Source organism: Paraburkholderia sp. RAU2J (assembly GCF_003634845.1).
Lineage (GTDB): Bacteria > Pseudomonadota > Gammaproteobacteria > Burkholderiales > Burkholderiaceae > Paraburkholderia > Paraburkholderia fynbosensis.
In genome coordinates this window covers 3715992-3742466 of the sequence record NZ_RBXG01000001.1, presented here as the reverse complement: position 1 = coordinate 3742466, position 26475 = coordinate 3715992, and the positions used below count along the sequence as shown (strand labels likewise).

The window sequence follows — 26475 nt, the reverse complement described above, 5'->3', positions numbered from 1 at the left end:
CCGCTCAAACGTTACATGCAAAGCCGATATAGATATGGCCGATCAATATTTAACAAGCGCATGTCGCGCTGCTACCTTAAGCCCCTCGAACAGCGTCATGCAGCCGGCGCAACACGCCGCCGCCCCGCTAGGCAACCATTCAGGGAGACACCGACGTGTCCATCGAATTCATCGGTATGATCCAGACCCGCAAGGTGTCTGAAACCCACGCGCCTCAAGGTCCCACGGTCGACCTCGGCTACGTTGAGCAATTCGCCCGCGCACATGAAGCCGCGGGCTTCGACCGCATTCTCGTGCCGCATCATTCGACCAGCCCCGACGCGCTACTCACTGTCGCCCATGCGGCGAACGTGACGAGCCGCGTGCACTTCATGCTCGCGCACCGGCCGGGCTTTGTCGCGCCGACGCTCGCCGCGCGTCAGCTGGCGACGCTCGATCACTACTCGGGCGGACGCCTCGCGGTGCACATCATCTCCGGCGGCGACGATGCCGAACAGCGCCGCGATGGCGATTACCTGTCGCACGACGAACGCTACGCACGCACCGACGAATACCTGCATATCCTGCGCCGCATCTGGACCGAGACGAAGCCCTTCGATCATGCGGGCAAGTACTATCGCTTCGAACAGGGCTTCTCCGAAGTGAAGCCCGTGCAGCAGCCGCATATTCCGGTGTACTTTGGCGGCGCGTCGGCGCCCGCGCTCGAAATCGCCGGCCGTCACGCAGACGTCTATGCGCTGTGGGGCGAGTCTAAAGCCCAGGTGTGCGAGCAGGTGGCCCGCGTGCGCGAGCAGGCCGCGAAGCACGGCCGCAGCGTGCGCTTCTCGGTGTCGTTCCGGCCGATTCTCGCGGCCACCGAAGCCGCCGCGTGGGAGCGCGCGGAGCACATCCTCGCCGAAACACGGCGGCTGCGCGCGGCGCAGGGGCTCGGCGTCGGCGCTCCGGCGCAAAGCGAAGGCGCGCGGCGTCTGCTCGCGGCATCGGGCGAGTCGGATCGCGCCGACGAGCGCTTGTGGACCGGCATCGCGCGCGAAATCGGCGGACGTTCGAATTCGACCGCGCTGGTCGGCACGGCAGAACAGGTCGCCGATACGCTGGCCGAGTATCACGCGCTCGGTGTGTCGACGTTCCTCGTACGCGGCTTCGATCCGCTCGAAGACGCGATCGAGTACGGCCGCGAATTGATTCCCGCGACCCGTGAACGCATCGCGCGCGTCGAGCGCGTGGCGGCCTGAACGGAGGCGCGCGTGACCGAACTTTCTCTCGCCGCATCCGACTCCCCGCACGCAGTCGAGCCGCCGACGCTCGCGCGTCACGCGCCGCTGCGCAAGTTCTGGTTCGACGATGTGCCGCCGCGCGAGAGCATCGCGGCCGAACGCCGTCATCGGCAGGAACGGCTGGCCGTCGCGTTTCGTCTGTTTGCGCGCCATGGCTTCGATCAGGGGCTCGCCGGTCATATCACCGCGCGCGACCCCGAGTGGCCCGATCACTTCTGGGTCAATCCGCTCGGCAAGCATTTCAGCCGTATCCGCGTGTCCGATCTGCTGCTGGTGAATGCCGAGGGCGAGATCGTGGTCGGCGAAGGGCCGTTGAATCAGGCGGCCTTCGCGATCCACGCGGCGATCCACGAAGCGCGCCCCGACGTGATGGCGGCGGCTCACACGCATTCGCTGTACGGCAAGGCGTGGTCGACGCTCGGCCGCACGCTCGACCCGCTGACTCAGGATGCGTGCGCGTTCTATCAGGACCATGCGCTGTTCGACGATTTTCGCGGCGTCGTGCTCGACACGGAGGAGGGCGCGCGGATCGCGGCCGCGCTCGGCGAGCGCAAGGCGGTGATCCTGAAGAATCACGGCATCCTCACGGCGGGCCCAAGCGTCGAAGCGGCGGCCTGGTGGTATATCGCGCTCGACAACGCGTGCCATGCGCAACTGCTCGCGCAAGCCGCCGGCAGCCCGCAAGCGATTGCGCACGACGTCGCCGCGCTCACGCACGAACAGGTGGGCCGTCCGGGTGGTGCGCTGTTTGCATTCCAGAGCCTGCTGGAAGGGCTCGTGGAGGCGGAGCCCGACGTGCTCGCTTGAGCGCATCTCAACGACGCCGCACGCTTGGCGGTTCGCGGCGCTGATGGCACGCGGATCGCAAGCGGATCGGCGGGCGCCGCTCGCTGCGCGCACGCCGCGCTGCGCGAACGGCGTGCCGCGATGGACTGGCGTCTGCGTCGCGTCGCGTCGCGGCGCTCGCGCGGATCGCATGAGCGCCTGACGCAACCCTATCCCTTTTTCAAACCCATCCATGACCCAGATGCTGAGGCCGGACCGGCTGCGCGTGTTCGTCGGCCGGATTGCTTCGCTTGTCGACGAAGCCGCGCATGACGACGCGACCCATGAATCTCACGACGCATTCCAAAACGAAACCCGCAAGGAAGCGCGGCTGCTCGAAGCCGGCGCCGCCCCATTGCGCGAACTGATCGCCCACGACGACTGGCTGCCCGATACATTCGCGCAGCCCCATCCCGAGCGGTACCAGCAATTCCTGTTGCACGCGGACTCGCGGCAGCGTTTCTCAATCGTCAGTTTTGTGTGGGGACCCGGCCAGGCGACGCCCGTGCACGATCACACCGTCTGGGGGTTGATCGGCGTGCTACGGGGCGCGGAAATTGCTCAACCCTATCGTGTCCGCGAGGACGGCGCGCTCACCGAACACGGTGCGCCGCAGCGCCTCGAACAAGGGGACGTGGACGCGGTGTCGCCGCGTATCGGCGACATTCATCGCGTGAGCAATGCTTTTGACGACCGTGCGTCGATCAGCATTCACGTGTACGGTGGAAACATTGGCGCGGTGACGCGCTCGGTGTATACCGGCGACGCGGGCCGTAAGACTTTCATCTCAGGTTACTCGAACGACGTGTTGCCGAATATCTGGAATGTCTCGAAGGAGTCTCTTACCCCATGAGTGTCATCAACGAATTCCGTACCCGATCATTTGAAGACGTGCGCGGCGCGCTTATCGCCCGTGAAGAAATTGCACTTGTCGACGTGCGTGAGGAAGACCCGCACGCGCGCAGTCATCCGTTGTTTGCCGCCAACCTGCCGCTGTCGCGGCTCGAGCTGGACGCGCCGGTGCGCCTGCCACGCGTGGCGGTGCCGATTGTCGTGTTCGACGCCGGCGAAGGCCTTGCCGAACGGGCCGCGCGGCGTCTGAGCGAACTCGGCTATACCGACGTCGCCTTGCTCGAAGGCGGTCTACAGGGCTGGCGCGAAGCCGGCGGCGAACTGTTTCAGGACGTCAACGTGCCGAGCAAGGCGTTCGGCGAACTGGTGGAAAGCGTGCGCCACACGCCGTCGCTGTCGGCGCCGCAGGTGCAGGCGCTGCTCGATAGCGAAGCCGACGTGGTGGTGCTCGACGCGCGCCGCTTCGACGAATACCAGACCATGAACATTCCTGGCAGCATCAGCGTGCCGGGCGCCGAACTGGTGCTGCGCGCGCGGCAACTCGCACCGAACCCGGCCACGCGGATCATCGTCAATTGCGCGGGGCGCACGCGTAGCATCATCGGCGCGCAGTCGCTAATCAATGCGGGCGTGCCGAATCCGGTCGCGGCGCTGCGCAATGGCACGATCGGCTGGACGCTGGCGGGGCAGGCGCTCGCGCACGGCAGTTCGCGCCGCTTCGAGCCGGTCGTCGACGACGCGCTGCGTCTGGCCGCCGCGGATGCCGCGCGCGCGGTCGCGGATCGCGCGAAGGTGGGCCGCACATCGCGCGACGAAGCGCGCCGCTGGGCCGACGAGGCGGTGCGCAGCGTGTATCGCTTCGACGTGCGCACACCGGAGGAATACGAAGCGGGCCACGTGCCCGGTTTTCGCAGCGCGCCGGGCGGCCAGCTGGTGCAGGAAACCGACATGTTCACGCCGGTGCGCGGCGCGCGCGTGATTCTCGCGGACAACGACGGCGTGCGTGCGAATATGAGCGCGTCATGGCTCGCGCAGATGAACGTCGAGGTGTACGTGGTCGACGGTCTGAGCGCTGCCGACTTCGCCGAGAAGGGCGCGCCGCCGCCCGCGCGTCTTGCGCCCACGCCGCCCGAGGCCGATGAAATCACGCCAGCCGAGCTGCGCACGCTGCTGCAGTCGCCGGGCACGGTCGTACTCGATTTCACGACGAGCGCGAACTATGTGAAGCGCCACATTCCGGGCGCGTGCTTCGCGATTCGCGGCCTGCTCGATGCGGCCGTGCGCAAATTGCCGGATGCGCAACGCTATGTCGTGACCTGCGGCAGCAGCCAGCTTGCACGCTTTGCCGCGCCCGAACTGGCGGCGCTGACGGGCCGCCCGGTGCAGGTGCTCAGCGGCGGCACGGCGGCGTGGATCGAAGCGGGCTTTCCGCTCGAGAGCGGCGAGACGCGCATGGCGTCGCCGCGCATCGATCGTTACCGGCGTCCGTATGAAGGCACCGATAACGCCCACGAAGCGATGAACGCGTATCTGGAGTGGGAGTATGGGCTCGTCGCGCAGTTGGGGCGCGATGGCACGCATGGGTTTCGCGTGCTTTGACTTTGATTTGAGTTGAGTTCGTCCGAGGCGGCGCGGGGCAGCGTGCGGTTCACGCCGCGCGCTGCTTGCGCGTCTCCTTGAACGCTCGCTCGATGACCGCGCCGAATGGCTCGACCGGCTATTGCAGATTGGCGAGCATGCGCGGCTGCACGAGCCAGATGTCGCTCAGCGGCTTGAAGTCGCTGAGCGTGACGATGTCGAGCGCGTCGGCGTGCGCGCTCGCGTGCAGCAGCGGTAGCGGCACGAGGCCGACCCCGTTGCCGCCCGCTACCAGTTGCAGTTGCAACTCGGCCTGTTGCAGCGACTGGCAGCGAATGACAGTGAGGTAGGCGTCGATTTCGTCGATCTTCATGATGAGCGGTGCGGGGGACCAGAGCGCAAAAGAATGCGTTCGATGATACCCGCCGCGCTGCGCACGCCCGCATCGGCGCTCAATATAGTTCGCCTATTTGCTTAGAAGAATAATGCGTTTGTCTTATACGGAGGCGTCCCTTATCGTCGATGGCAAATCACTTCGTGCCATCGGGCAAGCATCGCCATGACGACTCTGCGTTTTTCGTTCGACCTCCTCTCTGTTTCGAAGCGTGCGTGGTCCGCACCGGTTGGCGCCGTCACGCTGACGATGGCGGCGCTGCTGTGCGCCGCGCCCGCTCACGCGGCCGATCTGCCGGTGCTGAAAGTCGGCGACCAGTCCTTGCAGACGCGCGGCATTCTCGAAGCGTCGGGCCAGTTGAAAGACCTGCCGTACAGGATCGAATGGTTCAACTTTCCGGCTGCGCAACCGCTCGGTGAAGCGTTGAACGCGGGCGCGGTAGATGTCGGCGGGCTCGGCGATGCACCGCTCGTGTTCGCGCTGGCAGCGGGCGCCCAGGTGCGGGCAGTGGCCGCGACGCGCTCGACGCCGCGGGATCTCGCGATTGTCGTCGCTGCGAATTCGCCGCTCAACGACGCGGCGAGTTTGAAGGGCAAGCGCATCGCGACGACACGCGGCTCGATTGGCCACTATCTCGCGCTTGCCGCCTTGAAGAAGGCCAACGTGCCCGTGAGCGAGGTCACCTTCGTGTTTCTCGCGCCCGCCGATGCCAAGGCGGCACTCGCGTCGGGCAGCGTCGACGCGTGGTCGGTGTGGGATCCGTATACAGCGCTGGGCGAAGCGCGTGATCACGACCGCATCATCGCGAATGGCGTCGGTCTGTCCGAGGGGCTTAGCTACCAGGTCGCGACGGATCGCGCGATCGCCGGCAAACGCGCGCAACTCGCCGATTTCCTGCGGCGCGTGGCGCTCGGTCAACGCTGGGCGCTGTCGCATCCCGACGAAGTCGCGGCGATGCAGTCGCGCGTGACCGGCCTGCCGGTCGGCGTGCTGAAGACGGTTTATCAGCGCGGCCAGGTGCATCCCGTGACGATCGACGACAGCGTCGTCAGCGCGCAGCAGCGCACCGCCGATACCTACGAAGCCGCCAACGTGATCCGCGCGCATCTGGACGTGCGCACGAGTTTCGACCGCAGCTTTCCGTTGCCTTGAGGCGGCGGGCGGGCGCCTGAGCATGAACGCCATTCGCTCGCGCCGCGCAAATCATCTGCCAATTCGGTGTAAACGCGCTCTCGTCTAAACCGTCCAATGCGATTAGATTATCTGGACTTGGAAGGCTTATCGAGGGACCAGGGCGGCCAAACAAGCAGCGGTTTGCCATTCCGGCGATGGCGCAAGGTGTGCAGCCAAGGTTGTTCACCGCTTCGACGGAACCGGACCGCTGCGCGTCGTCCACGGTGCTTCGTAACTGGCGGCCAGTGGCCGCTTTCACTTCCGGTTGACTCTATCGACCGACCTGGCGACGCTTTTTTCTAGCGTCGCCTTTTTGCTTGTGGTCGTGCTGTGTCGTGCTTCTCTGCGATGAGCCGCGCACTGCGGCTTTCAGCTCGCCACCGCTCCCGCGGCCTTCACGCCACTGCGGCGCCGCTTTCGTCGCGCTTTTGCGACGTGCCGCGCAGACGCGCGCGAATTCCCGGTTTTCAATCGACTTGCATCACGAGGGCCCCCGTGCCGCCGTGTCGACCTCGCTCGCGGTTTGCGCCGGGTGCGGTTATCCTGTAGCTCGCTCCGAAGGAAGCCCCCTTGGGAAGCACTACATACCGGAATGCGCGTTTTGACAGCGCATCCGCACAGGGAATTCGCCGTGAGCCTGAAACTGCTTAGCGTCGCGATGTTGACCACGTGCGTCGCACTCACCGGCTGCGACGATCGACAGAGCGACTACGCCGTGCAAAAACTCAAAGACTTCTTCAACGCCGTCAAACCCGATGCGTTGCTGCTCAGAAACCTGACGCCGGGCGTCACGACCGAGGCGCAGATCCGCGAGCAGATGGGCAAGCCGGAAACCGAGCGCACCTTCACCGATGGCTCGAAGCGCTTCGAATATCCGCGCGGCCCGCAAGGGCTGAACACGTACATGGTCGACATCGACCGTGACGGCAAACTGCAGGCCATTACGCAGGTGCTGACGGCGGCCAGCTTCGCGAAGATCCGCATGGGCATGAGCGAGGACGAGGTGCGCCGGCTGCTCGGTAAGCCCGGCGAGGTCGCGGTGTTTCCTCTGAAGCCGGAGACCGTGTGGAGCTGGAAGTGGCGTGAGGGCGGCGTGACCGAGGAAGGGATTTTCAACGTGCACTTCGACCGGAATCTGAAGGTGTACACGACCTCGCGTTCGGACGTGATACGAGGGCGATAGAAAATAAGAAGCGGGGTGATGACAATGATACGTCGACGTCGGTACAGCCGGATCGGGCTGGTGTTGGGGGGCGGTGCGGCGCGCGGCTGGGCGCATATCGGGGCGATTCGCGCGTTGCATGACGCGGGCATCAAGCCCGACGTGGTGTGCGGCACGTCGATCGGCGCGCTGGTGGGCGCGGTGTACGCGAACGGCGACCTCGACTGGCTCGAGGAGTGGGTCGCGCGGCTCACGTGGCAGACCGTGGTGCGTCTGCTCGATCTGCGCATCTCGGGCGGTCTGCTCGGCGGGCGCAAGGTGATCCAGCTATTCGCGGACAAATTCAACGGCCGCTCCATCGGGCAGTTGAACCTGCCGTTCGCCGCGGTCGCCACCGAGCTCGATACGGGCCGTGAAATCTGGTTGCAGGAGGGCAGCACGATCGATTCGGTGCGCGCCTCGATTGCGATTCCCGGCATCTTCACGCCGGTGTGGCACAACGGCGTGTGGCTCGTGGACGGCGGCCTGAGCAATCCGGTGCCGGTCTCGGTGGCGCGCGGCATGCGCGCGGACTGTGTGATCGCGATCGATCTGAACAACGACATTCTGAACGGCCGCGACTTCGGCGGCGGGGTGGTCGAAACGCCCTCGCTCGATCCGGGCGCGCCGCCGCCCGTCGCGCTGCGCCGCAACGGCAAGCCGTGGCCGCGCTGGCTGGCGCCCGCCGACGCCAGCGTCACCGACGACGTGCGCGTGGCGCCCGCGCCGAGCGCGCGCGTGCCGTCGATGCTGAGTTCGATCGCGCAGAGCATCGACATCATGCAGGTGCGGATTTCGCGCAGCCGCCTTGCCGGCGAACCAGCGGATATCCTGATTCAGCCGCGCCTGGGCGGAATGGGCATTTTCGATTTTCACCGCGCGGCGCCGGCGATCGAGGAAGGGCGCGCGGCGGTCGAATACATGCTGCCGGCGATTCGGGCGCGCCTGGGGATGGAATAAGGGCGCGCGGCCTATCGAAAAAGCGACCGGAAACTTGCTAAATCGCGGCGGCGCCCGCCGCCCGCGCCGGACATTTCAAACGCATATCTCCTGCAAAACCAAGCGCTACCGGCATTGCGCCGCGCTACGGCGCGTTTTGTTGCGTCGCAACAGAACCCATGCCCTCCATTTGAGAAATTGATTTTCGCTTGCGAGACTCCGCGCCATGCCGGATGAGTCGGGCGGGCCGGGAGGCCGCCGCCGTCCGCGACATTCTCAATAAACCTGGATGGAGACACGCGTGTTCCTATACGGCTTTGGCCCGGTGTTGCTGGCCGGCACGATCCAGACGATCGAGCTGTCCGTCCTGTCGCTGGCGGCCGCCGTGCTGCTCGGCCTCGCGGGCGCGGCGGCGAAACTCTCGTTCAACCGCCCGCTGCGGGCGCTGGCGACCGGCTATACGACGCTGATCCGCTCGGTGCCCGATCTCGTGCTGATGCTGCTGCTGTTCTACAGCATCCAGATCGCGGTCAACGATCTCACCGATGCGTTGAATCTGCCGCAGTTCGACATCGATCCGTTCGTCGCCGGCGTACTGACGCTCGGCTTCATCTACGGCGCGTACTTCACCGAGACCTTTCGCGGCGCGTTTCTCGCGGTGCCGCGCGGCCAGCTCGAAGCGGGCAGCGCGTACGGCATGAGCGGCGTACGCGTGTTCACGCGCATCCTGTTCCCGCAGATGATGCGCTTCGCGCTGCCCGGCATCGGCAACAACTGGCAGGTGCTGGTCAAGGCGACGGCGCTGGTGTCGATCATCGGTCTCGCCGACGTGGTCAAGGCCGCGCAGGACGCGGGCAAAAGCACCTTCAACATGTTCTTCTTCATCCTGGTCGCCGCGCTCATCTATCTGGCGATCACCACGGTATCGAATCTCGTGCTGATCTGGCTGGGCCGGCGCTATTCGATCGGCGTGCGCCACGCGGAGCTCTGAGCGACATGATCGACATCATCAATCAATTCTGGCGCGCGTTCCTGTTCTGGGACGGCCAGCGCATCTCGGGTCTCGCGGTCACGCTATGGCTGCTGGTGGCGTCGATCGGCATCGGCTTCGTCGTGTCGATTCCGCTCGCGGTCGCGCGCGTGTCGAAAAAGCGCTGGCTGTCGACGCCGGTGCGCATCTACACCTACGTGTTTCGCGGCACGCCGCTCTATGTGCAGCTGCTGCTGATCTACACCGGCATCTACAGCCTCGCGTTCGTGCGCTCGCACAGCCTGCTGGACGCGTTCTTCCGCAGCGGTTTTCACTGCGCGATTCTCGCGTTCGCGTTGAACACCTGCGCGTACACCACCGAGATTTTCGCCGGCGCGATCCGTTCGACCTCGCACGGCGAAGTGGAGGCGGCTCGCGCGTACGGCATGAGCTGGTTCACGATGTACCGGCGCATTGTGATACCGTCCGCGCTGCGCCGGGCGCTGCCGTTGTACAGTAACGAAGTGATCCTGATGCTGCACGCCACGACGGTCGCGTTCACGGCCACCGTGCCGGACATCCTGAAGGTGGCGCGCGATGCGAACTCAGCCACGTACCAGTCGTTCAACGCATTCGGCCTCGCGGCGCTGCTGTATCTGATCGTGTCGTTCGCGCTGGTGGCGCTGTTTCGCCGCGCCGAGCGTCACTGGTTGGCTTACCTGGCGGTGCGCACGCACTGAGCGCGCGCTGTTGGCACCGGCGGCGCTGCATCGTCACCGTCACAGATCGATCCGTCTTTTCACAGGGAGAGCATCTTGCTCCACACCACTCAGACCGAAGCTTGCAAGCTCGCCGTACAGGACATCCACAAGCGCTACGGCGATAACGAAGTGCTCAAGGGCGTGTCGCTCAACGCGAACAAGGGCGACGTGATCAGCATCATCGGCGCGAGCGGGTCGGGCAAAAGCACCTTTCTGCGTTGCATCAATTTTCTCGAGCGGCCGAATGCAGGGCAGATCGTCGTAGACGGCGAAGCGGTCAAGACCAGAACTGACCGCGCCGGCAATCTCGAAGTCGCCGATCACAAGCAGCTGCAACGCATCCGCACGAAGCTCGCGATGGTGTTCCAGCACTTCAACCTGTGGGCGCACATGAACGTGATCGAGAACATCGTCGAAGCGCCGATTCACGTGCTCGGCATGTCGCGTCGCGAAGCGGAAGAGCGCGCGCGCGAATATCTCGAGAAAGTGGGTCTCGCGCCGCGTCTGGAAAAACAGTATCCGTCGCATCTGTCGGGCGGCCAGCAGCAGCGCGTGGCGATTGCGCGCGCGCTGGCGATGAACCCCGACGTGATGCTGTTCGACGAGCCCACCTCCGCGCTCGACCCCGAACTGGTCGGCGAAGTGCTCAAGGTCATGCAGAAGCTCGCCGAGGAAGGCCGCACGATGATCGTCGTCACGCATGAGATGGGTTTCGCCCGCAACGTGTCGAATCACGTGATGTTCCTGCACCAGGGCCGCACCGAAGAAGAGGGCCTGCCCGCCGAGGTGCTCACCGCGCCCCGCAGCGAACGGCTCAAGCAGTTCCTGTCCGGCAGCCTGAAATAACGCGCGGCCCGCGCTCGCGTTTTACTGACTAGCGATGCCTCGACCGTCCAGCCCGGCTCGCACCACCCAGGTCGCGATCGTCGCTTTGCCGCCCGTGTCGATGTCGGGTGTCGGGCCGATTGTCGACGCGCTCAATCTTGCCAACGAAATCGACGGCCGCGCGCTGTACCGCGTGCAGGTGTGTTCGTGGGACGGCCGCGCGGTGCCGCTCGCGGGCGGCGCGCAATGGCCGGCCGACGCCGCCTTCGGCGACGCGATCGCCTGCGACTGGCTGATCATCGTCAGCGAACGGTTTCAGCAATTCGCCGACTATCGGCTCTTTCTCGCGAGCCTCTCGCGCGTCGGCCAGCGCACGCCGCTCGTCACCGGCATTCACCACGGCGTCTGGTGGCTCGCGATGGCCGGGCAGTTGTCCGGCTATCGCGTGAGCGTGAACTGGGAAACCTATCAGCAGTTCTCCGAGCAGTTCGAGCGCTCGATCGTCACGCAGCAGATCTTCGAAATCGACCGCGATCGCGCCACCTGCGCGGGCGGTCAGGCGAGCGTCGATTTCATGCTGGCGATGATCGGCCGCGAGCACGGCCCCGAACTTGCCGACCGGATCGCCGACGCGCTCGGCGTGGGTGTGTTGCGCGCGGGCGAAGAGCGTCAGCGCATTCCGTTCGTGACCGCGCCGGGTGAGCGTCATCCGCGTCTGAACGATGCGCTGCTGCTGATGGAAGCGAATATCGAAGACCCGCTCACCACCGATGAAATCGCCGCTCTCGTGGGCGTCTCGCGGCGGCAGCTGGAGCGGCTGTTTCGCCAGTATCTCGGCTCGATGCCGTCCAAATACTACCTGGGGCTGCGCCTGTCCAAAGCGCGCACGCAATTGCAGCGCACCAGCAAGTCGGTGGTGCAGATCAGCCTCGCGTGCGGGTTTGCGTCGGCGGCGCATTTTTCCAATGCCTATCGCGAACGCTTTGGTGTCACACCGCGAGAGGATCGTCGCAACTGGATCGACAGGCAGACCGGCGCGAGTGGCGCCGCAGCCAGCGAACCGCGCCCGGCCGCGCTGATCGAGCGGCCGGATCTGGCGGATTGAAGCGGAACCTCATAGAAAGCGTCGCGTATGCGCAAGACGTATCGCGTGCGGTTTCCTACACTACCTGTATTACCTCTCACCTGTAACGAGGATTTGCCATGAACGACCTGACAGTGACACGCAAGACCTTCGACGAAGTCATGGTGCCGGTGTTTTCGCCCGCCGCCTTCGTACCGGATCGTGGTCTCGGCTCACGCGTTTGGGATACGCAAGGCCGCGACTATATCGACTTCGCCGGCGGGATCGCCGTCACCGCGCTCGGTCATGCGCATCCGGAGTTGCTCAAGGTATTGCACGAGCAGGGCGGCAAGCTGTGGCACATCGGCAATGGCTATACCAACGAGCCGGTGCTGCGTCTGGCCAAACGTCTCGAAGACCTGACCTTCGCGGACCGCGCGTTCTTCGCCAACTCGGGCGCGGAAGCGAACGAGGCGGCGTTGAAGCTCGCGCGGCGCGTCGCATTCGACCGTCATGGCCCAAAGAAGGCCGAAATCATCTCGTTCACACAGTCGTTTCATGGCCGCACGTTCTTCACGGTGAGCGTGGGCGGGCAGCCGAAGTACTCGGAAGGCTTCGGCCCGGTGCCGGCCGGCATCACCCACTTGCCTTACAACGACATCGAAGCGGCGAAGAAAGCGATCGGCGCGCAGACCTGCGCGGTGATCGTCGAGCCGATCCAGGGCGAGGGCGGCGTGATTCCCGCCGATCCGGCCTTCCTGAAGGCGCTGCGCGAAGCCTGCGATCAGCACGGCGCGCTGCTGATTTTCGACGAGGTGCAAACGGGCGTGGGCCGCAGCGGCTACTTCTACGCGTATCAGGACACCGGCGTCACGCCGGACATCCTGACCACGGCGAAGGCGCTCGGTAATGGTTTCCCGATCGGCGCGATGCTGACCACCACCGAACTGGCCGCGTATTTCAAGGTCGGCGTGCACGGCACGACCTACGGCGGCAATCCGCTCGGCTCGGCGATCGCGGAGAAAGTGGTCGAGCTCGTCAGCGATCCGAAGCTGCTCGAAGGCGTGCGTGCACGCGGCGAAGCGCTGAAGGACCACCTCGCGAAAATGCACGAGCGCTTTGGCCTCTTCACGCAAGTGCGCGGCAAGGGCCTGCTGATCGGCGCGGAACTGACCGACGCGTTCAAGGGCCGCGCGAAAGACTTCGTTACCGCGGCGGGCCAGCACGGCGTGATCATGCTGATGGCCGGTCCGGACGTGCTGCGTTTCGTGCCGTCGCTGATCATGCCGCTCGAAGACATGAACGAAGGCTTCGAACGCCTCACGAAGGCCTTCGGGGAAATCGTCGGCGCGAACGCGCAAGCGGCGGCGCGTTGATTCAGGCCAGCGCGCTCATGATCCGGCTCCAGCACCGAACCATGCGTCACATTCAACAGGATCGATGATGCTCTTCGTACGTCCAGGCCGCCTGGCCGATCTCGATGCGCTCGAACATATGGCGCGCACCGCGCAACCGGTGCTGCATTCGTTGCCGCACGACCGGCGCGCGCTCGAAGCGCGCGTCGCCTTGTCGGAAGACTCGTTTCGCGCGGATGTCGATTTTCCGGGCGAGGAGTTCTATCTGTTCGTGCTCGAAGACAGCGAAAGCGGCAAGCTGATGGGCACCGCGAGCATCGTCGCCGCGGCCGGCTATTCGGACCCGTTCTACGCGTTTCGCAACGACGCGCTGATTCATGCGTCGCGCGAACTGCACGTGAACCGCAAGATTCACGCGCTGACCATGTCGCATGAACTGACCGGCAAGAGCCGGCTCGCGGGCTACTACATCGACCCGTCGCTGCGCGGCGAGCCCGCCGCGCATCTGATGTCGCGCGCGCGGATGATGTACATCGCTGCCAATCGCCGGCGTTTTACGCCCGAGGTGTTCTCGCTGCTGCTCGGCGTCACCGACGAGAACGGCGTGTCGCCGTTCTGGGAAGCGGTGGGGCGCAAGTTCTTCGGCCGCGATTTCGCCGACATCGAAATCGAATCGGGCGGGCGCAGCCGCACTTTCATCGCCGAAGTGATGCCTACCTACCCCGTGTATGTGCCGCTGCTGCCGGAAGCAGCGCAGCGCGTGCTCGGCGAGCCGGATTCGAAGGCCCTGCTCGCCTATGAGATTCACCAGGAAGAAGGCTTCGAGACGGACCGCTTCATCGATATTTTCGACGCGGGGCCGGTCGTGACCGCGCAGGTGGATCGCAGCGTCTGCGTGACGCGCAATGAGACGCGGGTGGTCCACGAGTCGGCTGCCGCCGCGGCGAACGCCGCGACGTATCTGATCGCGCATAACGGCGCCGACGGCGAATTCCGCTGCGTGCTCGGCGAACTGGCCGCGGGCAAGGACGCGGGCGCGTCGCTGCCGCACGCGGCGCGCGCGGCGCTTGGCGTGCAGGAGGGCGATACGGTGCGTTGCGTACCATTGCATGCGCCGCGTCAGGATGAACATTCGGGAGAGGCGCAATGATCGTCGTTCGCGTTGTGCAACGAGGCGATGTGGACGCGCTGATGCGGCTCGCGCAGGAAACCGGCCCCGGCCTCACCACGTTCAAGCCCGACCGTGATGCGCTGGCGGCGCGTGTCGAACGCGCGCGCCGCACGATGGAAGACAAGGCCGAGCCGCATGAGGCCGGCTACTTCTTCGTGATGGAAGATACGGACACCGGCGACGTGGCGGGTGTTTGCGGCATCGAAACAGCGGTCGGCCTGCAGCAGCCGTTCTACAACTATCGCGTGAGCACGGTGGTGCACGCGAGCCAGGACCTCGGCATCTGGACGCGCATGAGCGCGCTGAACATCTCACACGACCTGACCGGTTATGCCGAAGTGTGTTCGCTGTTCCTGAGCCCGCGCTATCGCACGAGCGGCGTAGGCGGCCTGCTGTCGCGCTCGCGCTTCATGTTTCTCGCGCAGTTTCGCGAGCGTTTTCCGCAGCGTCTGTGCGCGGAACTGCGCGGCCACTTCGACGCGGAAGGCACCTCGCCGTTCTGGCGCGCGGTCGGCTCGCATTTCTATCAGATCGATTTCAACGCGGCGGATTATCTGAGCTCGCATGGCCGCAAGGCATTTCTCGCCGAGCTGATGCCGCGCTATCCGGTGTATGTCGAGCTATTGCCGGAGGAAGCGCAGCAATGCGTCGGCCTCACGCATAGCGACACGATTCCGGCGCGCCGCATGCTCGAAGCGGAAGGCCTGCGCTACGAGAATCACGTCGATATCTTCGACGCGGGTCCGGTGCTCGAATGCCATATCGCCGACTTGCGCACGGTGCGCGAGAGCGTGCTGGTGCCGGTCGAGATCGCCGATGCGCCCGCTCACGCGCCGCAGGATGGGCCGAAATCGATGGTGTCGAATACCTCGCTGGGCGATTTTCGCGTCGGCGTGGTGGCGGGCGTGCCGCAGGACGGTGTGTTCCGACTGAGCGCGACAGAAGCCGCCGCGCTCGACGTCAAGGCCGGCGACCTGGTGCGGGTGCTGCCGCAGAAACACAAACAAGGATGATCATGAGCGAGCTTTTCATCGACGGCGAATGGGCCGCCGGCACAGGACCCGCATTCGCGTCGCGCAACCCGGGTACGGGCGCGACGGTGTGGGAAGGCAACAGCGCATCGGCGGACGACGTCGATCGGGCCGTGCGCAGCGCGCGCCGTGGCTTCGCGGCGTGGTCGGCGTTGAGCCTCGACGAACGGTGCGGCGTGGTGCGCCGCTTCGCCGCGCTCGTGACCGAACGCAAGGAAGCGCTTGCCGAAGCGATCGGCCGCGAAACCGGCAAGCCGCTGTGGGAAGCGCGCACCGAAGCGGCGTCGATGGCCGCGAAGGTCGAGATCTCGATTCAGTCGTACAGCGAGCGCACCGGCGAGAAGCGCTCGGCGATGGCCGACGGCACGGCAGTGTTGCGGCATCGCCCGCATGGCGTGGTGGCCGTGTTCGGACCGTATAACTTTCCGGGCCACTTGCCGAACGGGCATATCGTGCCGGCTCTGATCGCGGGTAACGCGGTCGTGTTCAAGCCGTCCGAACTCGCGCCCGGCGTGGCCGCGCTCACCGTGCAGACCTGGCGCGATGCGGGCTTGCCGGCCGGCGTGCTGAATCTCGTGCAGGGCGAGAAGGACACCGGCATTGCGCTCGCGAATCACCGGCAGATCGACGGGCTCTTCTTTACCGGTAGTTCGGACACCGGAACATTGCTGCACAAACAGTTCGGCGGGCGGCCGGAGATCGTGCTCGCGCTGGAGATGGGCGGCAACAATCCGCTCGTGATCGGCCCGGTGGCCGATCTCGACGCCGCCGTGCATCACACGATTCAATCGGCGTTTCTGTCGGCGGGGCAGCGCTGCACGTGCGCGCGCCGTATCTTCGTGCCGAACGACGCATTCGGTGCGCGCTTCGTCGAACGCCTCGTCGATGTCACCTCGCGCATCAGCGTCGGCGAATATAACGCCGATCCGCAGCCGTTCATGGGCGCGGTGATTTCTGCGCGCGCCGCGTCGCGTCTGGTGGCGGCGCAAGAACGATTGCTCGCCGATGGCGCTCAAGCGCTGCTGAAAATGGAGCAGCGCGATCCGCAACTCGGCTTCGTCACGCCGGCGATTCTCGATGTGACGAACGTGAAAGATCTGCCCGACGAGGAGCACTTCGGCCCGCTCGCGCAGATCGTCCGCTACGGCGGGTTCGACGAAGCGCTGGACAAAGCCAACGACACCGAGTTCGGCCTCTCCGCGGGCCTCCTCGCCGACGACGAAGCGCAGTGGACGCACTTCCAGCGCACCATCCGCGCGGGCATCGTCAACTGGAACCGGCCGACCAATGGCGCGTCGTCGGGCGCGCCGTTCGGCGGGCCGGGCCGCTCGGGCAATCACCGGCCGAGCGCGTTCTATGCCGCCGACTACTGCGCCTACCCGATGGCGTCCGTCGAAAGCGTGCAACTGCAAATGCCCGCGAGCGTTTCGCCGGGCCTTCATTTCTAAGGATCGACGATGCAAGCCACTGAAGCCAATTTCGACGGCCTGGTCGGCCCGACCCACAACTACGCGGGGCTCTCGTTCGGCAACGTCGCGTCGCAGAACAACGAGAAGTCGATCGCGAATCCGAAGGCGGCCGCGCGCCAGGGTCTGCGCAAGATGAAGCAGCTGGCCGACCTCGGTTTTCACCAGGGCGTGCTGCCGCCGCAGGAGCGTCCGTCGATGCGCCTGTTGCGCGAACTCGGCTTCTCCGGCGACGAAGCGACGGTGATCGCGCGCGTCGCGAAAGACGCGCCGGAGTTGCTCGCCGCCGCGAGTTCGGCCTCGGCGATGTGGACCGCGAACGCGGCGACCGTGAGCCCGTCCGCCGACACACACGACGGCCGCGTGCATTTCACGCCGGCCAATCTGTGCAGCAAGCTGCATCGTGCGATCGAGCATGCCTCGACGCGCCGCACGTTGAGCGCGATATTCGCGGATAACGATCGCTTCGTGGTGCACGAGGCGTTGCCCGGCACGCCCGCGCTCGGCGACGAAGGCGCGGCGAATCACACGCGCTTTTGCGCGGACTATGCGGCGCGCGGTGTCGAGTTCTTCGTGTATGGCCGCAGCGAATATCGTCGCGGGCCGGAGCCGAAACGCTTTCCCGCGCGTCAGACCTTCGAGGCGAGCCGCGCGGTTGCGCATCGTCATGGGCTGGCGGACACGGCCACGGTGTTCGCGCAGCAGAACCCCGACGTGATCGACGCGGGCGTGTTCCACAACGACGTGATCGCGGTCGGCAATCGCAACACGCTGTTTTGCCATCAACTCGCGTTCGTCGAACAGAACGCCGTGTATGACGAGTTGCGCACCAAACTCGCGAGGATGAGCGCGGGCCTTGACGTGATCGAAGTACCGGATGCGCAGGTGAGCGTGGCCGACGCCGTCACGTCGTATCTGTTCAACAGCCAGTTGCTGACGCGCCCGGACGGCAAGCAGGTGCTGGTGGTGCCGCAGGAATGCCGCGAAAATCCGCGCGTCGCGGCCTACCTCGACGAACTGGGCTCGCAGGCGGGCCCGATCGACGATGTGCTGGTGTTCGATCTGCGCGAGAGCATGAAGAACGGCGGCGGCCCCGCATGTCTGCGTCTGCGTGTGGTGCTCGACGACGCGGAACGCGCCGCGGTCACGCCGGGCGTGTGGATCGACGACAAGCTGTTCGGCCGTCTGGATACGTGGATCGAAAAGCATTATCGCGACCGTCTCGCACCGGCCGATCTGAGCGATCCGCAATTGCTGCGCGAGTCGCGCACCGCGCTCGACGAACTGACGCAGATTCTCGGCCTTGGTTCGCTGTATGACTTCCAGCGCTGAGCACGCAATGCCGGTGCCGCTGATGCTCGACGATTTCCTCGCCTATACGCTGGCGGGCACGCACCCGGCCGTGAACGAAACGCAGGGCGTGTGCGCAAACGGCGTGCGCTGGTCGTGGCTCGACGACGGCGTGCTCGTGCTGGAGCCCGCCGCGCGTGAGCGGGGCACGCGCAGCGTGCTGGTGTCGGCCGGCGTACACGGCGACGAAACCGCGCCGATCGAATTGCTGGCGTTGCTCGTGCGCGATATCGCGCACGGCAGCGCCGCGCTGACGTGCCGCCTGATGGTGATTCTCGGCAACGTCGATGCGATGCGCGACGCGCTCCGCTATCGCGACGACGATCTGAACCGGCTCTTCAGCGGGCGTCATCTGCAAGTGCCGCAGAGCCACGAAGCGCCGCGCGCCGCGGCGCTGGAGCAGGCGGCGGTGCAATTCTTCGCGGCGGCGCCGGATGCGCCCGGCGCGCGTTGGCATATCGACATGCACACGGCGATCCGCGCGTCCGCGTTCGAGCAATTCGCACTGTTGCCGCATACCGGCAAGCCGTTTTCGCGCGCGATGTTCGAATGGCTCGGGCAAGCGCGCATCAGCGCGGTGCTGTTGCACACGACCAAGGGCACCACGTATTCGCACTTCACGGCGCACGCTTGCGGCGCCGATGCCTGCACGCTGGAACTGGGCAAGGTGCGCCCGTTCGGCGAGAACGATCTGACGCGCTTCGCGGGCGCCGATCTCGCGTTGCGTCATCTGCTGGCCGGCACGCAGGGCGAAGCCGACGCCGACGCCGCGCTGCCGCGCGTGTTCACCGTGATCGATCAACTCACCAAGCAGAGCGAAGCGTTCGAGTTGCTGTTCGCGGCGGACGTCGCGAATTTCACGCCGTTCGCGAAAGACACCGTGCTCGCGCGCGACGGCGACTATCGCTACACCGTGCGCCACGACGAAGAGCGCATCGTGTTTCCGAACGCGACGGTCAAGCCTGGCTTGCGCGCGGGTCTGCTCGTGGTCGAGACCACGGAGCAGACGCTGGCGCAACTTGTCTAGACAGATGGGGTAGGTCTCCCCGGAACCCTGTACAATCCCGGCCTCGCGGCTGGTCCACTGCACCAAGCCGGCCGCACGAGTCTGGATCGCATTCCGGCGCAGCAAGCCTCGCCGCCCTGATCTGGCTCCGTTTTATTCAATACCGTAGAGGAACACCCGTAATGAAGATGAATTGGCGAAACATGGCTGCGCTCGCGCTGTTCGCGACGGCGACGGTAACGACAGGCGCCGCGTCGGCCGCGGAGATCAAGGAAGTGCGCTTCGGCGTCGAGGCGTCGTATGCGCCGTTCGAATCGAAGTCGCCGTCCGGCGAGTTGCAAGGGTTCGACATCGACGTCGGCAACGCCGTGTGCGCGAAGCTGAAAGCCAAATGCGTATGGGTCGAGAATTCGTTCGACGGCCTGATCCCGGCACTGCAGGCGCGTAAGTTCAACGCGATCAACTCGGACATGACGATCACCGAGCAGCGCCGCCAGGCGGTCGAGTTCACCGATCCGATCTACACGATCCCGAACCAGATGATCGCGAAGAAGGGCAGCGGCCTGCTGCCGACACCGGCGTCGCTGAAGGGCAAGCACGTCGGCGTGCTGCAGGGCACGATCCAGGAAACTTACGCGAAGGCGCGCTGGGCGCCGGCGGGCGTCGACGTCGTGCCCTATCAGACGCAGGACCAGATCTACGCCGACCTCGCATCGGGCCGTCTCGATGCGTCGTTCCAGGACGCGGAAGCGGCCTCGAAAGGCTTTCTGAAGAAGCCGCAAGGCGCGGGCTTCGAATTCGCGGGTCCGGCCGTCACCGACGAGAAGCTGCTCGGCGCGGGCGTAGGCTATGGCATCCGCAAGGGTGACACGGCACTCAAGGATGCGCTCAACCAGGCGCTGAAAGACCTGAAGGCGGACGGCACGATCGACCGCCTCGCCGCGAAGTACTTCGACGTGAAGGTCGTGCTGCGCTAAAACGCGACGAAACTGTCGATGCAAACGGCCGCTATCGCGGCCGTTTGCATTCGGCCTGCGGCAAACGGAGGCTCCGGTATCGGCCCACGCCCGCCGCCGCCACCGCTCAGCGCACGTTCGCCTCGGGCTGATCGAGATAGTCGAACGCCACTTCGCCGAGCCCGAGCGTCAGATCGGCGACCAGATGGCGCGCCTCGACGATCTCGAGCACGGGCAGCTCCGCGACCGGCGCGAGCGCGTGCGGCGCCAGTTCGAGCGCGGCCGGTCCGGTCCAGGCGCCTTTCAGCTCGATATCCTGCAGGTAGTAGCGCACCAGCTCGCAGATGCGCGGCGTGCCGTCGACGTGCGGAATCACCTTGAGCAGAAAGTTCGGCGCTTCGAGGCGTTTCTTCTGCTGCGCGAGATCGAGCTGCCGGTGCTTGTAGCCCATCGTGCCGGTGGCGATACGCACCGGGCCGTAATCGAGCGTGCCGACCAGCGTGTCGGTGTGGACCGCCAGCACCGGGTTCGCGAGCTTCTTCGGAAAGCCCCACAATTCGCGGCCGCCGGCGATTGGCGGGTGATCGTCCAGATACATCGCCAGCGTGTAGCCGCCCGCGACGCCGTTGAGCGACACCGGAATCACCTGGCCGCTTTCCGTGTAATCGCCGAAGCCGGTCGAGTCGGGCATGCGGATGAATTCGTAATGCACCAGCGGTTCGCCGATCTCGAGCGGCTCGGGCACGACCGCGCGCAGTTTGTCGGGGTCGGTGCGGTAAGTGATGATCAGGAATTCGCGGTCGATGAACCGGTACGGACCCATCGGGAATGCCGGGCTCGTGATCGGCATCGCGAAGGCATTTGACAGCACGCTTTTGACGTCCATGTTTTTCCTTGCTGGTTAAAGGCGGTTGGAACGCTTTTGCACTCCACCCGAGTATCGTCGATTCCTTGACCGGCATCCCCGCCGACCGTTCGTCAATTATTTCGAGATATTGCGTCGTTGACATGTCGAGGGCTGACGGCCTGCGCTAAAATCGGCCGGACATTGTCGGCGCCACGGGTTTGAGCGGCTCGACGAACGCGCGCCACGGCGCGGCTAAAACCAAAATACAACGGGAAGCGCCAAAGGCGCTGCGCGGGGATCGCCATGACCACCATCGCCATCGAGACTCTGAGCCAGACCGGCGCAACCGACGAAGCGCCTCTGCTGGCCAGCTTTGCCCGCCAGCCGATTCTGACTCGGGACGGCATGCTGTGCGGCTACGAGATCAAGGTGCGGGCACCGGCGTTGCCGGTGGACGAAGCGGACGAGGCCGAAGCCAGCCACGCAGCCCATCCCGATGCATTGCCGGGCCGCCCGCCCACGCCGGCGCAACGGGTGGCGCGCGCCGTCGTCCGCGGTCTGCTGCAGAGCGACGTGCGCGGTGCGCTCACCGGACATCCGGCCTATGTCGACGTCAGCCGCGAGATGCTGCTGGACGATTCCCTTCTGCGGTTGCCGGCCGAGCGATTCATGCTCGAACTGTCACCGGCGCTCGAGGTCGACGACGCACTGATCGCAAGGCTCGTGCAATTGCATACGCGGCGCTACCGCTTCGTGCTCGACGAGGTGACGCAGCCCAACGAGACCTTCGCCAAACTGCTGCCCTACGTCGACGTGGTCAAGATCGACGTCATGCGCGCGCCGCGTGCGCTGCTGCCCAAGCTCGCGAGCGTGCTGAAGTCGGCGGGCAAGCTGCTGCTCGCTTGCGGGATCGACGCGCAGGCCGACTTCGAAGCGATGCACGGGCTCGGCTTCGACCGCTTTCAGGGCTATTTCTTCGCACGTGGCCAAAGCTCGGCGACGCGGCGTGTCAGCGCGCCGCGCCATGCGCTGCTGAATCTGCTGCAATTGCTGGCCGGCGACCCGACCGTCGCGCAACTCGAAGCCGAACTGAAGCTCAATCCCCTGCTGGTGATGCACCTGATGAAGCTGGCGAATTCGAGCGGGCTCGCCGTCGGTCACAAGGTGACGACGCTGCGCGATGCGATCAACGCGACCGGCACCGACCGCATCGCGCGCTGGACGCAGTTGCTGCTCTATGCCGACGGCCGCAAGGTCGCACTCGAGGACGATCCGCTGCTGCAACTCGCGGCGACCCGCGCGCGCTTCATGGAACTGGCGATCGAACGCTTGCCCGAAGCCGGCCGCGACGAGGCCGATGCGGCGTTTCTGACCGGCGTGTTCTCATTCGTCGACGCGGTGTTCGGCGGTTCGCTCGAAAGCACGTTGAACGTGCTGACGCTGTCGCGTCCGATTCAGGCGGCGATCCTGCGTCGCGAGGGCGTGCTGGGGGGCGTGCTGAGTACGGTCGAGGCGCTGGAGCGCGGCGAGTGGGAGCGGGCGGCCGCACTGTGCGAACACTTGCCGCCGCTGACGGTAGAGGAGGCCGCGCAGATGGGACTCGCGGCCGGCGCGTGGGCCGGCGTCGCGGATCGCAGCGCGCAAGGGTTGGAAAGGATCGAGGATTGAGGGCGATGCCCGTGCAGCGTTGAGCCTCGGGTCAAGACCAGGACCGAGGCCGCGGCGTGCAGCGCACGCGACGGATCTGGCGCCCGCGCAGAGCCTGGCAAACCGCGCATCGGTTTCGCACGAACAACCTTGAAGCAGGGCAAATGCAGAACAGTCGAGAGTGAAACGCCGCGATCAACGATCGCGCCACGTCTTCACATCATCTCCATTTCCCGCATCTGCCCCAAGCCGAAAAAACGGCCTAACTCCTTCGCGAGCTCGTTCAACACGCTCATCTCCTTCTGCGAGATGCGGCGCGGCTCCTGCGCATGCGACCAGTCGCCGTATAAGAGCGCCACCGTCTGGTCGCTTTCGTCGACGACCGGCAGCAGCACGAAGGCGCGGGTGTCGTCGAACGATCGGCGGAACCATTCCGGTAATCGCGCGACCATTTTCGGATCGCGCGCATTCTCGATGAAGATGCCGACCGAGTTCGCAATCGCGAGATGAAACACGTCGGGCTCGAACGCGGTATTGAAGGTCAGCTTCGGCAGCGCCGCGTCGATCTTCGGACCGAGGCCGAGGCGCGCCTTGAAGGTGCCGTTGCTGTGCTTGACGAACACGACCGTGCGTGCGAAGCCGAGGCCGGCCAGCACGGTTTCCGCCGCCATCGCGAGGGCCGGCGCGAGCGGGCTGTCGGCGGGCAGCTCGCGCAGATCCTTGACGCCCACCGCGATGCGCGCCTCGGGGCTGAGTGCCTCGCGCGCGATCGCATCCGCGTTGGCGCGCAACTCGACGATCTCGGCCATCACGCCATCGCCGCCTTCTTCGCGGGCGAGCGCGACGCTCATCTCGAGCAGCACGTCGGGGTCCGTATTCAGCGCGCCGCTATATTCCTGCGCCAGTTCGGCGATGCGCGCCTCGCGCTCCCAGTCGGGCATGTTCTGCTGGGTGAGCACGTCGGCGACCGCGGTCGAGTAGTTGGTGATGGCGCGCAGCCACTGCACCTGGCGCGGCTGCTCGACGTCATGCGGATCGAACTCGCCCATGCCCGAGCGGATCATGTCGGGCAGACGCCAGCGCACTGCGGCTTCCGCGCCGATCTCGTCGAAGGTCACGCCGAGCACCAGCACGCACGCATCGGCTTCGAGCGTGCCGTCGTCGATATGACGGCGAATCTGATCCCACTCGGCGTCCAGATAGAACACCACCAGCAGCTTGCCGATCTGCCGCATCAGCGTGCAGACCACCGCTTCCTCGCCGGCGCGCAGGTCGCCGCGCTCGGTCAGCTTGCGCGCGACACAGCCCGACAGCAGCGTGCGGTTCAGTTCGAGTTTCGCGTCGATGCGTCGCGGCGCGCTTTGATGAAAGTGATCGACGATCTTCAGACCGACGACGAGATGGCCGACCGCGTCCATGCCGAGCACCATCAGCGCGCGCGACACGGTCGTGATGTTGCCGCCGAACGCCATGTACATCGCCGAGTTGGCAAGGCGCAGCACCTTTTGCGTCAACGCGAAATCCGACAGCACCACCTGCACGAGACCCGTGAAATCGAGATCGTCGTTGTTCATTGCCGACATGGTGGTACGCAGCGACTGCGACAGCATCGGGAAATCGCCGCGCTCGCTCATGCGCGTCCAGAGCCGGTCGAGCACTGTCGCCTTTACCATGTGAGTCCCGCAAAAACCATACATGTTCCAATGAGTGCCACGCCGGCCTCGGGCCGGCTTGTTCCACCGCGTAAGCGCCGCGCCTGCATGGCTAGGCGGTGTGCAGGTGAAGCGTGCGCATTTCGAAACGCTGCGCGAGTTCGTCGGAGGGCAATGCCTTGCAGACGAGCCAACCCTGAATGTGATCGCAGCCCATCTCGGTGAGCAGCGTGCGTTGCGCTTCCGTTTCGACGCCTTCGGCAACCAGTTCGAGGTCGAGCGTCTGGGCCAGCCCGACGACCGCGCTAACGATTGCCTGATCGTTTCGCGAGGTTAGCAGATTCTCGACAAAACTCCGGTCGATCTTGAGTTTGGCGAGCGGAAACCGTTGTAGATACGCGAGGCTCGAATAGCCGGTGCCGAAATCGTCGACGGCGAAGCGGATGCCCATCGCCGTCAGTTCTTCGAGCAAACCCTTCGCGTGCGCCGGGTCGTGCATCAGCAGGCTCTCGGTAATCTCGAACACGACGCGGCGCGGATCGATGCCGGTCAGCTCGATCGCCTCGCGCACGGAGTCCTTGAAGCGCGGGTCGCGGAACTGCTGCGGCGACACGTTCACAGCCACGTATTGCAGGGAGATGCCTTTGGCGTCCCACTGGATCAGTTGCATGCACGCGACCTTCAGCACCCAGTTGCCGAGGAAGTTGATGAGCCCGATCGACTCCGCGAGCGGAATGAACATCGACGGCGGCACGAGGCCATGCACCGGATGCGACCAGCGGATCAGCGCTTCGACGCCGACCACGCCGTGCGTGCGGCTGCTCGTGATCGGCTGGAAATGCAGCGAGAACTCGCCGTTGCGCACGCCGTCGTAGAGATCGGCTTCGAGCTTCAGGCGTTCGGCATCGGCGGGGTTGTCGTCGGGCACATAGAACGCGAGCGTGTTGCCGCCGGCCGCCTTGGCTTGCAACAGCGCGTGGTCGGCCCAGCGCAGCAGGTGCGTGTCGTGGGCGGCGGTGTCGTTGGCGTGGCGCACGTCGGGATAGAGCGCAATGCCGATGCTCGCCGACAGATGCACCTGCTGGCCCTTGAACACATAGGGCTGCTGGATCGCGGTCAACAGGCGCCGCGCCAGCGCCTCGGCGGCGGCGGCCGCGTCGGTGCGGCTGGCGGCGGGCTTCACGAGGATCGCGAACTCGTCGCTCGCGACGCGCGCCACGGTCTCGCTCGCGCTCGTCATGTTCATGAGACGCCGCGACGTGTCGCGCAGCATCTCGTCGCCGGCGTCGTAGCCGAGCGCGCGGTTCACGCGCTGATAGTCGTCGATGTCGAGCAGCAGCAGCGCGACCGGCGTGCCGTGCGCGTCGGCCTGATGCTGCGCGTCGAGCAACGCGGGCAGCAGCGCCGACTGGTTGGCCAGATTGGTCAGGCGGTCCAGATGCAGCGCCTGGGTCAGACGTTCCTCGGTGGCGCGCCAGGCCGACACGTCGAAGCCGGCGATCGCGTAGCCGTCGATGCCGTCGTGGCTGCTGCGCACGACGCGCAGTTCGACGGTGATCGGATAGGTCAGCGACTTGATCAGGCTCAGCGTCGCCTTCTCGACGTTGCCGGAGGTCGCGGCGCGCGTGAGCAACGCGTCGAGACGCGGCACGTCGGCCGGTGCGACGAGTTCGTGCAGCGTGATCGTTTCCAGATACTCGCGGTGATAGCCGATGAAGCGCAGGCTCGCGTCGGACACATAGATGAAGCGCTGCGCATCGTCGACGTGCGCAAGCAGATCGACGGCGCCGACCACCTGTTCCAGTTGCGCCGCGCGGCTTGCGCCGCGCCTCGGTGCGCTGTCCGCGCCGCGGCCGAACGCACGAAGCCGGTCGATGACCGTGCGCAAGGAGCCCCGGCGGGGCGCGATGATCCTGTTCGCTTCCATGTTTGTCGCTGGCAACCTGTGTTCGTCTGGCAGGCGGGGCGGCGCGTTGTTCCGCGGGTTCGGGCGGTCGAGAGGTATCAGGCCGCCCCATCAGAACGAGATAACGACCCGCTCCGGAGAATCTTTAGCGGCTGACGCAAAAAACATCAGGTAAGAATGCGCGTGGACGCGCTGGCGACGGTCTTGCCGCGATTCGGTTAAAGTGGCGC

At 65.6% G+C, this 26475-nt stretch carries 22 protein-coding genes and 1 pseudogene; 19 read left to right on the top strand and 4 right to left on the bottom strand.

The annotated features are described in order from the left end of the window. The first annotated feature begins 155 nt into the window (after positions 1-155). The 4 genes from B0G69_RS16990 to B0G69_RS16975 all read left to right on the top strand — a co-directional run bounded on the left by B0G69_RS16990 (position 156) and on the right by B0G69_RS16975 (position 4553). Positions 156-1235, top strand: a complete 1080-nt coding sequence (locus tag B0G69_RS16990) for an LLM class flavin-dependent oxidoreductase (RefSeq protein ID WP_121318852.1) — start codon at positions 156-158, stop codon at positions 1233-1235. A 12-nt stretch (positions 1236-1247) separates the two neighbouring features. Continuing rightward, complete coding sequence (locus B0G69_RS16985; RefSeq protein WP_121318850.1) at positions 1248-2084, top strand: class II aldolase/adducin family protein; 837 nt, start codon at positions 1248-1250, stop codon at positions 2082-2084. Between the two features lie 211 nt (positions 2085-2295). Beyond that, positions 2296-2955: a cysteine dioxygenase gene (locus B0G69_RS16980; protein WP_121318847.1), complete on the top strand. Its 660-nt coding sequence runs from the start codon at positions 2296-2298 to the stop codon at positions 2953-2955. Further along, on the top strand, positions 2952-4553 hold the full coding sequence (locus tag B0G69_RS16975) for a rhodanese-related sulfurtransferase (protein WP_121318845.1): 1602 nt from the start codon (positions 2952-2954) through the stop codon (positions 4551-4553). Before B0G69_RS16980 ends, B0G69_RS16975 begins: the two co-directional genes overlap by 4 nt. A gap of 49 nt (positions 4554-4602) precedes the next feature. Here the strand turns inward: B0G69_RS16975 and B0G69_RS42960 are convergent. After that, a pseudogene (locus tag B0G69_RS42960) lies at positions 4603-4842 on the bottom strand (LysR family transcriptional regulator); the annotation flags it as partial. 333 nt (positions 4843-5175) lie between these two features. On the opposite strand from B0G69_RS42960, the gene B0G69_RS16965 reads away from it, so the two are divergent. From B0G69_RS16965 to B0G69_RS16900, 14 genes are all read left to right on the top strand, one after another. Further along, entirely contained in the window at positions 5176-6078 is a 903-nt protein-coding gene (locus B0G69_RS16965; RefSeq protein ID WP_121319493.1) for an ABC transporter substrate-binding protein, read from the top strand. A 652-nt stretch (positions 6079-6730) separates the two neighbouring features. Continuing rightward, positions 6731-7282, top strand: coding sequence for a hypothetical protein (locus tag B0G69_RS16960; RefSeq protein WP_121319491.1), 552 nt, complete (start codon positions 6731-6733; stop codon positions 7280-7282). A 24-nt stretch (positions 7283-7306) separates the two neighbouring features. Beyond that, entirely contained in the window at positions 7307-8260 is a 954-nt protein-coding gene (locus B0G69_RS16955) for a patatin-like phospholipase family protein (RefSeq protein WP_121318843.1), read from the top strand. 280 nt (positions 8261-8540) lie between these two features. Next, positions 8541-9230, top strand: coding sequence for a histidine ABC transporter permease HisQ (hisQ, locus tag B0G69_RS16950; protein WP_121318841.1), 690 nt, complete (start codon positions 8541-8543; stop codon positions 9228-9230). Between the two features lie 5 nt (positions 9231-9235). Further along, the gene (locus tag B0G69_RS16945; RefSeq protein WP_121318839.1) at positions 9236-9949 is read left to right on the top strand and encodes an ABC transporter permease; all 714 of its coding nucleotides are present in this window, start codon (positions 9236-9238) and stop codon (positions 9947-9949) included. 75 nt (positions 9950-10024) lie between these two features. Then, complete coding sequence (locus tag B0G69_RS16940; RefSeq protein WP_121318837.1) at positions 10025-10816, top strand: ATP-binding cassette domain-containing protein; 792 nt, start codon at positions 10025-10027, stop codon at positions 10814-10816. 34 nt (positions 10817-10850) lie between these two features. Beyond that, positions 10851-11900 (top strand): GlxA family transcriptional regulator, encoded by a 1050-nt coding sequence (locus B0G69_RS16935; RefSeq protein WP_121318835.1) that lies wholly within the window; start codon positions 10851-10853, stop codon positions 11898-11900. A gap of 98 nt (positions 11901-11998) precedes the next feature. Then, a complete protein-coding gene (locus tag B0G69_RS16930; protein WP_121318833.1) occupies positions 11999-13234 on the top strand; it encodes an aspartate aminotransferase family protein in 1236 nt (411 codons plus the stop codon). Positions 13235-13301: 67 nt separating this feature from the next. Next, the gene (gene aruF, locus B0G69_RS16925; RefSeq protein ID WP_121318831.1) at positions 13302-14363 is read left to right on the top strand and encodes an arginine/ornithine succinyltransferase subunit alpha; all 1062 of its coding nucleotides are present in this window, start codon (positions 13302-13304) and stop codon (positions 14361-14363) included. After that, complete coding sequence (gene astA, locus B0G69_RS16920) at positions 14360-15397, top strand: arginine N-succinyltransferase (protein ID WP_121318829.1); 1038 nt, start codon at positions 14360-14362, stop codon at positions 15395-15397. Before aruF ends, astA begins: the two co-directional genes overlap by 4 nt. Positions 15398-15399: 2 nt before the next feature. Further along, complete coding sequence (gene astD, locus B0G69_RS16915) at positions 15400-16863, top strand: succinylglutamate-semialdehyde dehydrogenase (protein ID WP_121318827.1); 1464 nt, start codon at positions 15400-15402, stop codon at positions 16861-16863. 9 nt (positions 16864-16872) lie between these two features. Then, complete coding sequence (gene astB, locus B0G69_RS16910; protein WP_121318825.1) at positions 16873-18213, top strand: N-succinylarginine dihydrolase; 1341 nt, start codon at positions 16873-16875, stop codon at positions 18211-18213. Next, positions 18197-19258 (top strand): succinylglutamate desuccinylase, encoded by a 1062-nt coding sequence (astE, locus tag B0G69_RS16905; protein WP_241991339.1) that lies wholly within the window; start codon positions 18197-18199, stop codon positions 19256-19258. The genes astB and astE overlap by 17 nt, the downstream gene beginning before the upstream one ends. Positions 19259-19419: 161 nt before the next feature. Beyond that, positions 19420-20214: an ABC transporter substrate-binding protein gene (locus B0G69_RS16900; protein ID WP_121318821.1), complete on the top strand. Its 795-nt coding sequence runs from the start codon at positions 19420-19422 to the stop codon at positions 20212-20214. A 106-nt stretch (positions 20215-20320) separates the two neighbouring features. On the opposite strand, the gene B0G69_RS16895 is transcribed toward B0G69_RS16900, so the two are convergent. Beyond that, complete coding sequence (locus B0G69_RS16895; RefSeq protein ID WP_121318819.1) at positions 20321-21079, bottom strand: acetoacetate decarboxylase; 759 nt, start codon at positions 21077-21079, stop codon at positions 20321-20323. Between the two features lie 264 nt (positions 21080-21343). On the opposite strand from B0G69_RS16895, the gene B0G69_RS16890 reads away from it, so the two are divergent. Then, positions 21344-22708, top strand: a complete 1365-nt coding sequence (locus B0G69_RS16890) for an EAL domain-containing protein (RefSeq protein WP_121318816.1) — start codon at positions 21344-21346, stop codon at positions 22706-22708. Between the two features lie 194 nt (positions 22709-22902). Here B0G69_RS16890 and B0G69_RS16885 read toward each other — a convergent pair whose 3' ends face one another. Both B0G69_RS16885 and B0G69_RS16880 read right to left on the bottom strand, forming a co-directional pair. Then, complete coding sequence (locus B0G69_RS16885) at positions 22903-24360, bottom strand: HDOD domain-containing protein (RefSeq protein ID WP_121318814.1); 1458 nt, start codon at positions 24358-24360, stop codon at positions 22903-22905. 91 nt (positions 24361-24451) lie between these two features. After that, positions 24452-26266 (bottom strand): sensor domain-containing phosphodiesterase, encoded by a 1815-nt coding sequence (locus B0G69_RS16880; protein ID WP_121318812.1) that lies wholly within the window; start codon positions 26264-26266, stop codon positions 24452-24454. Between the last annotated feature and the right edge of the window lie 209 nt (positions 26267-26475).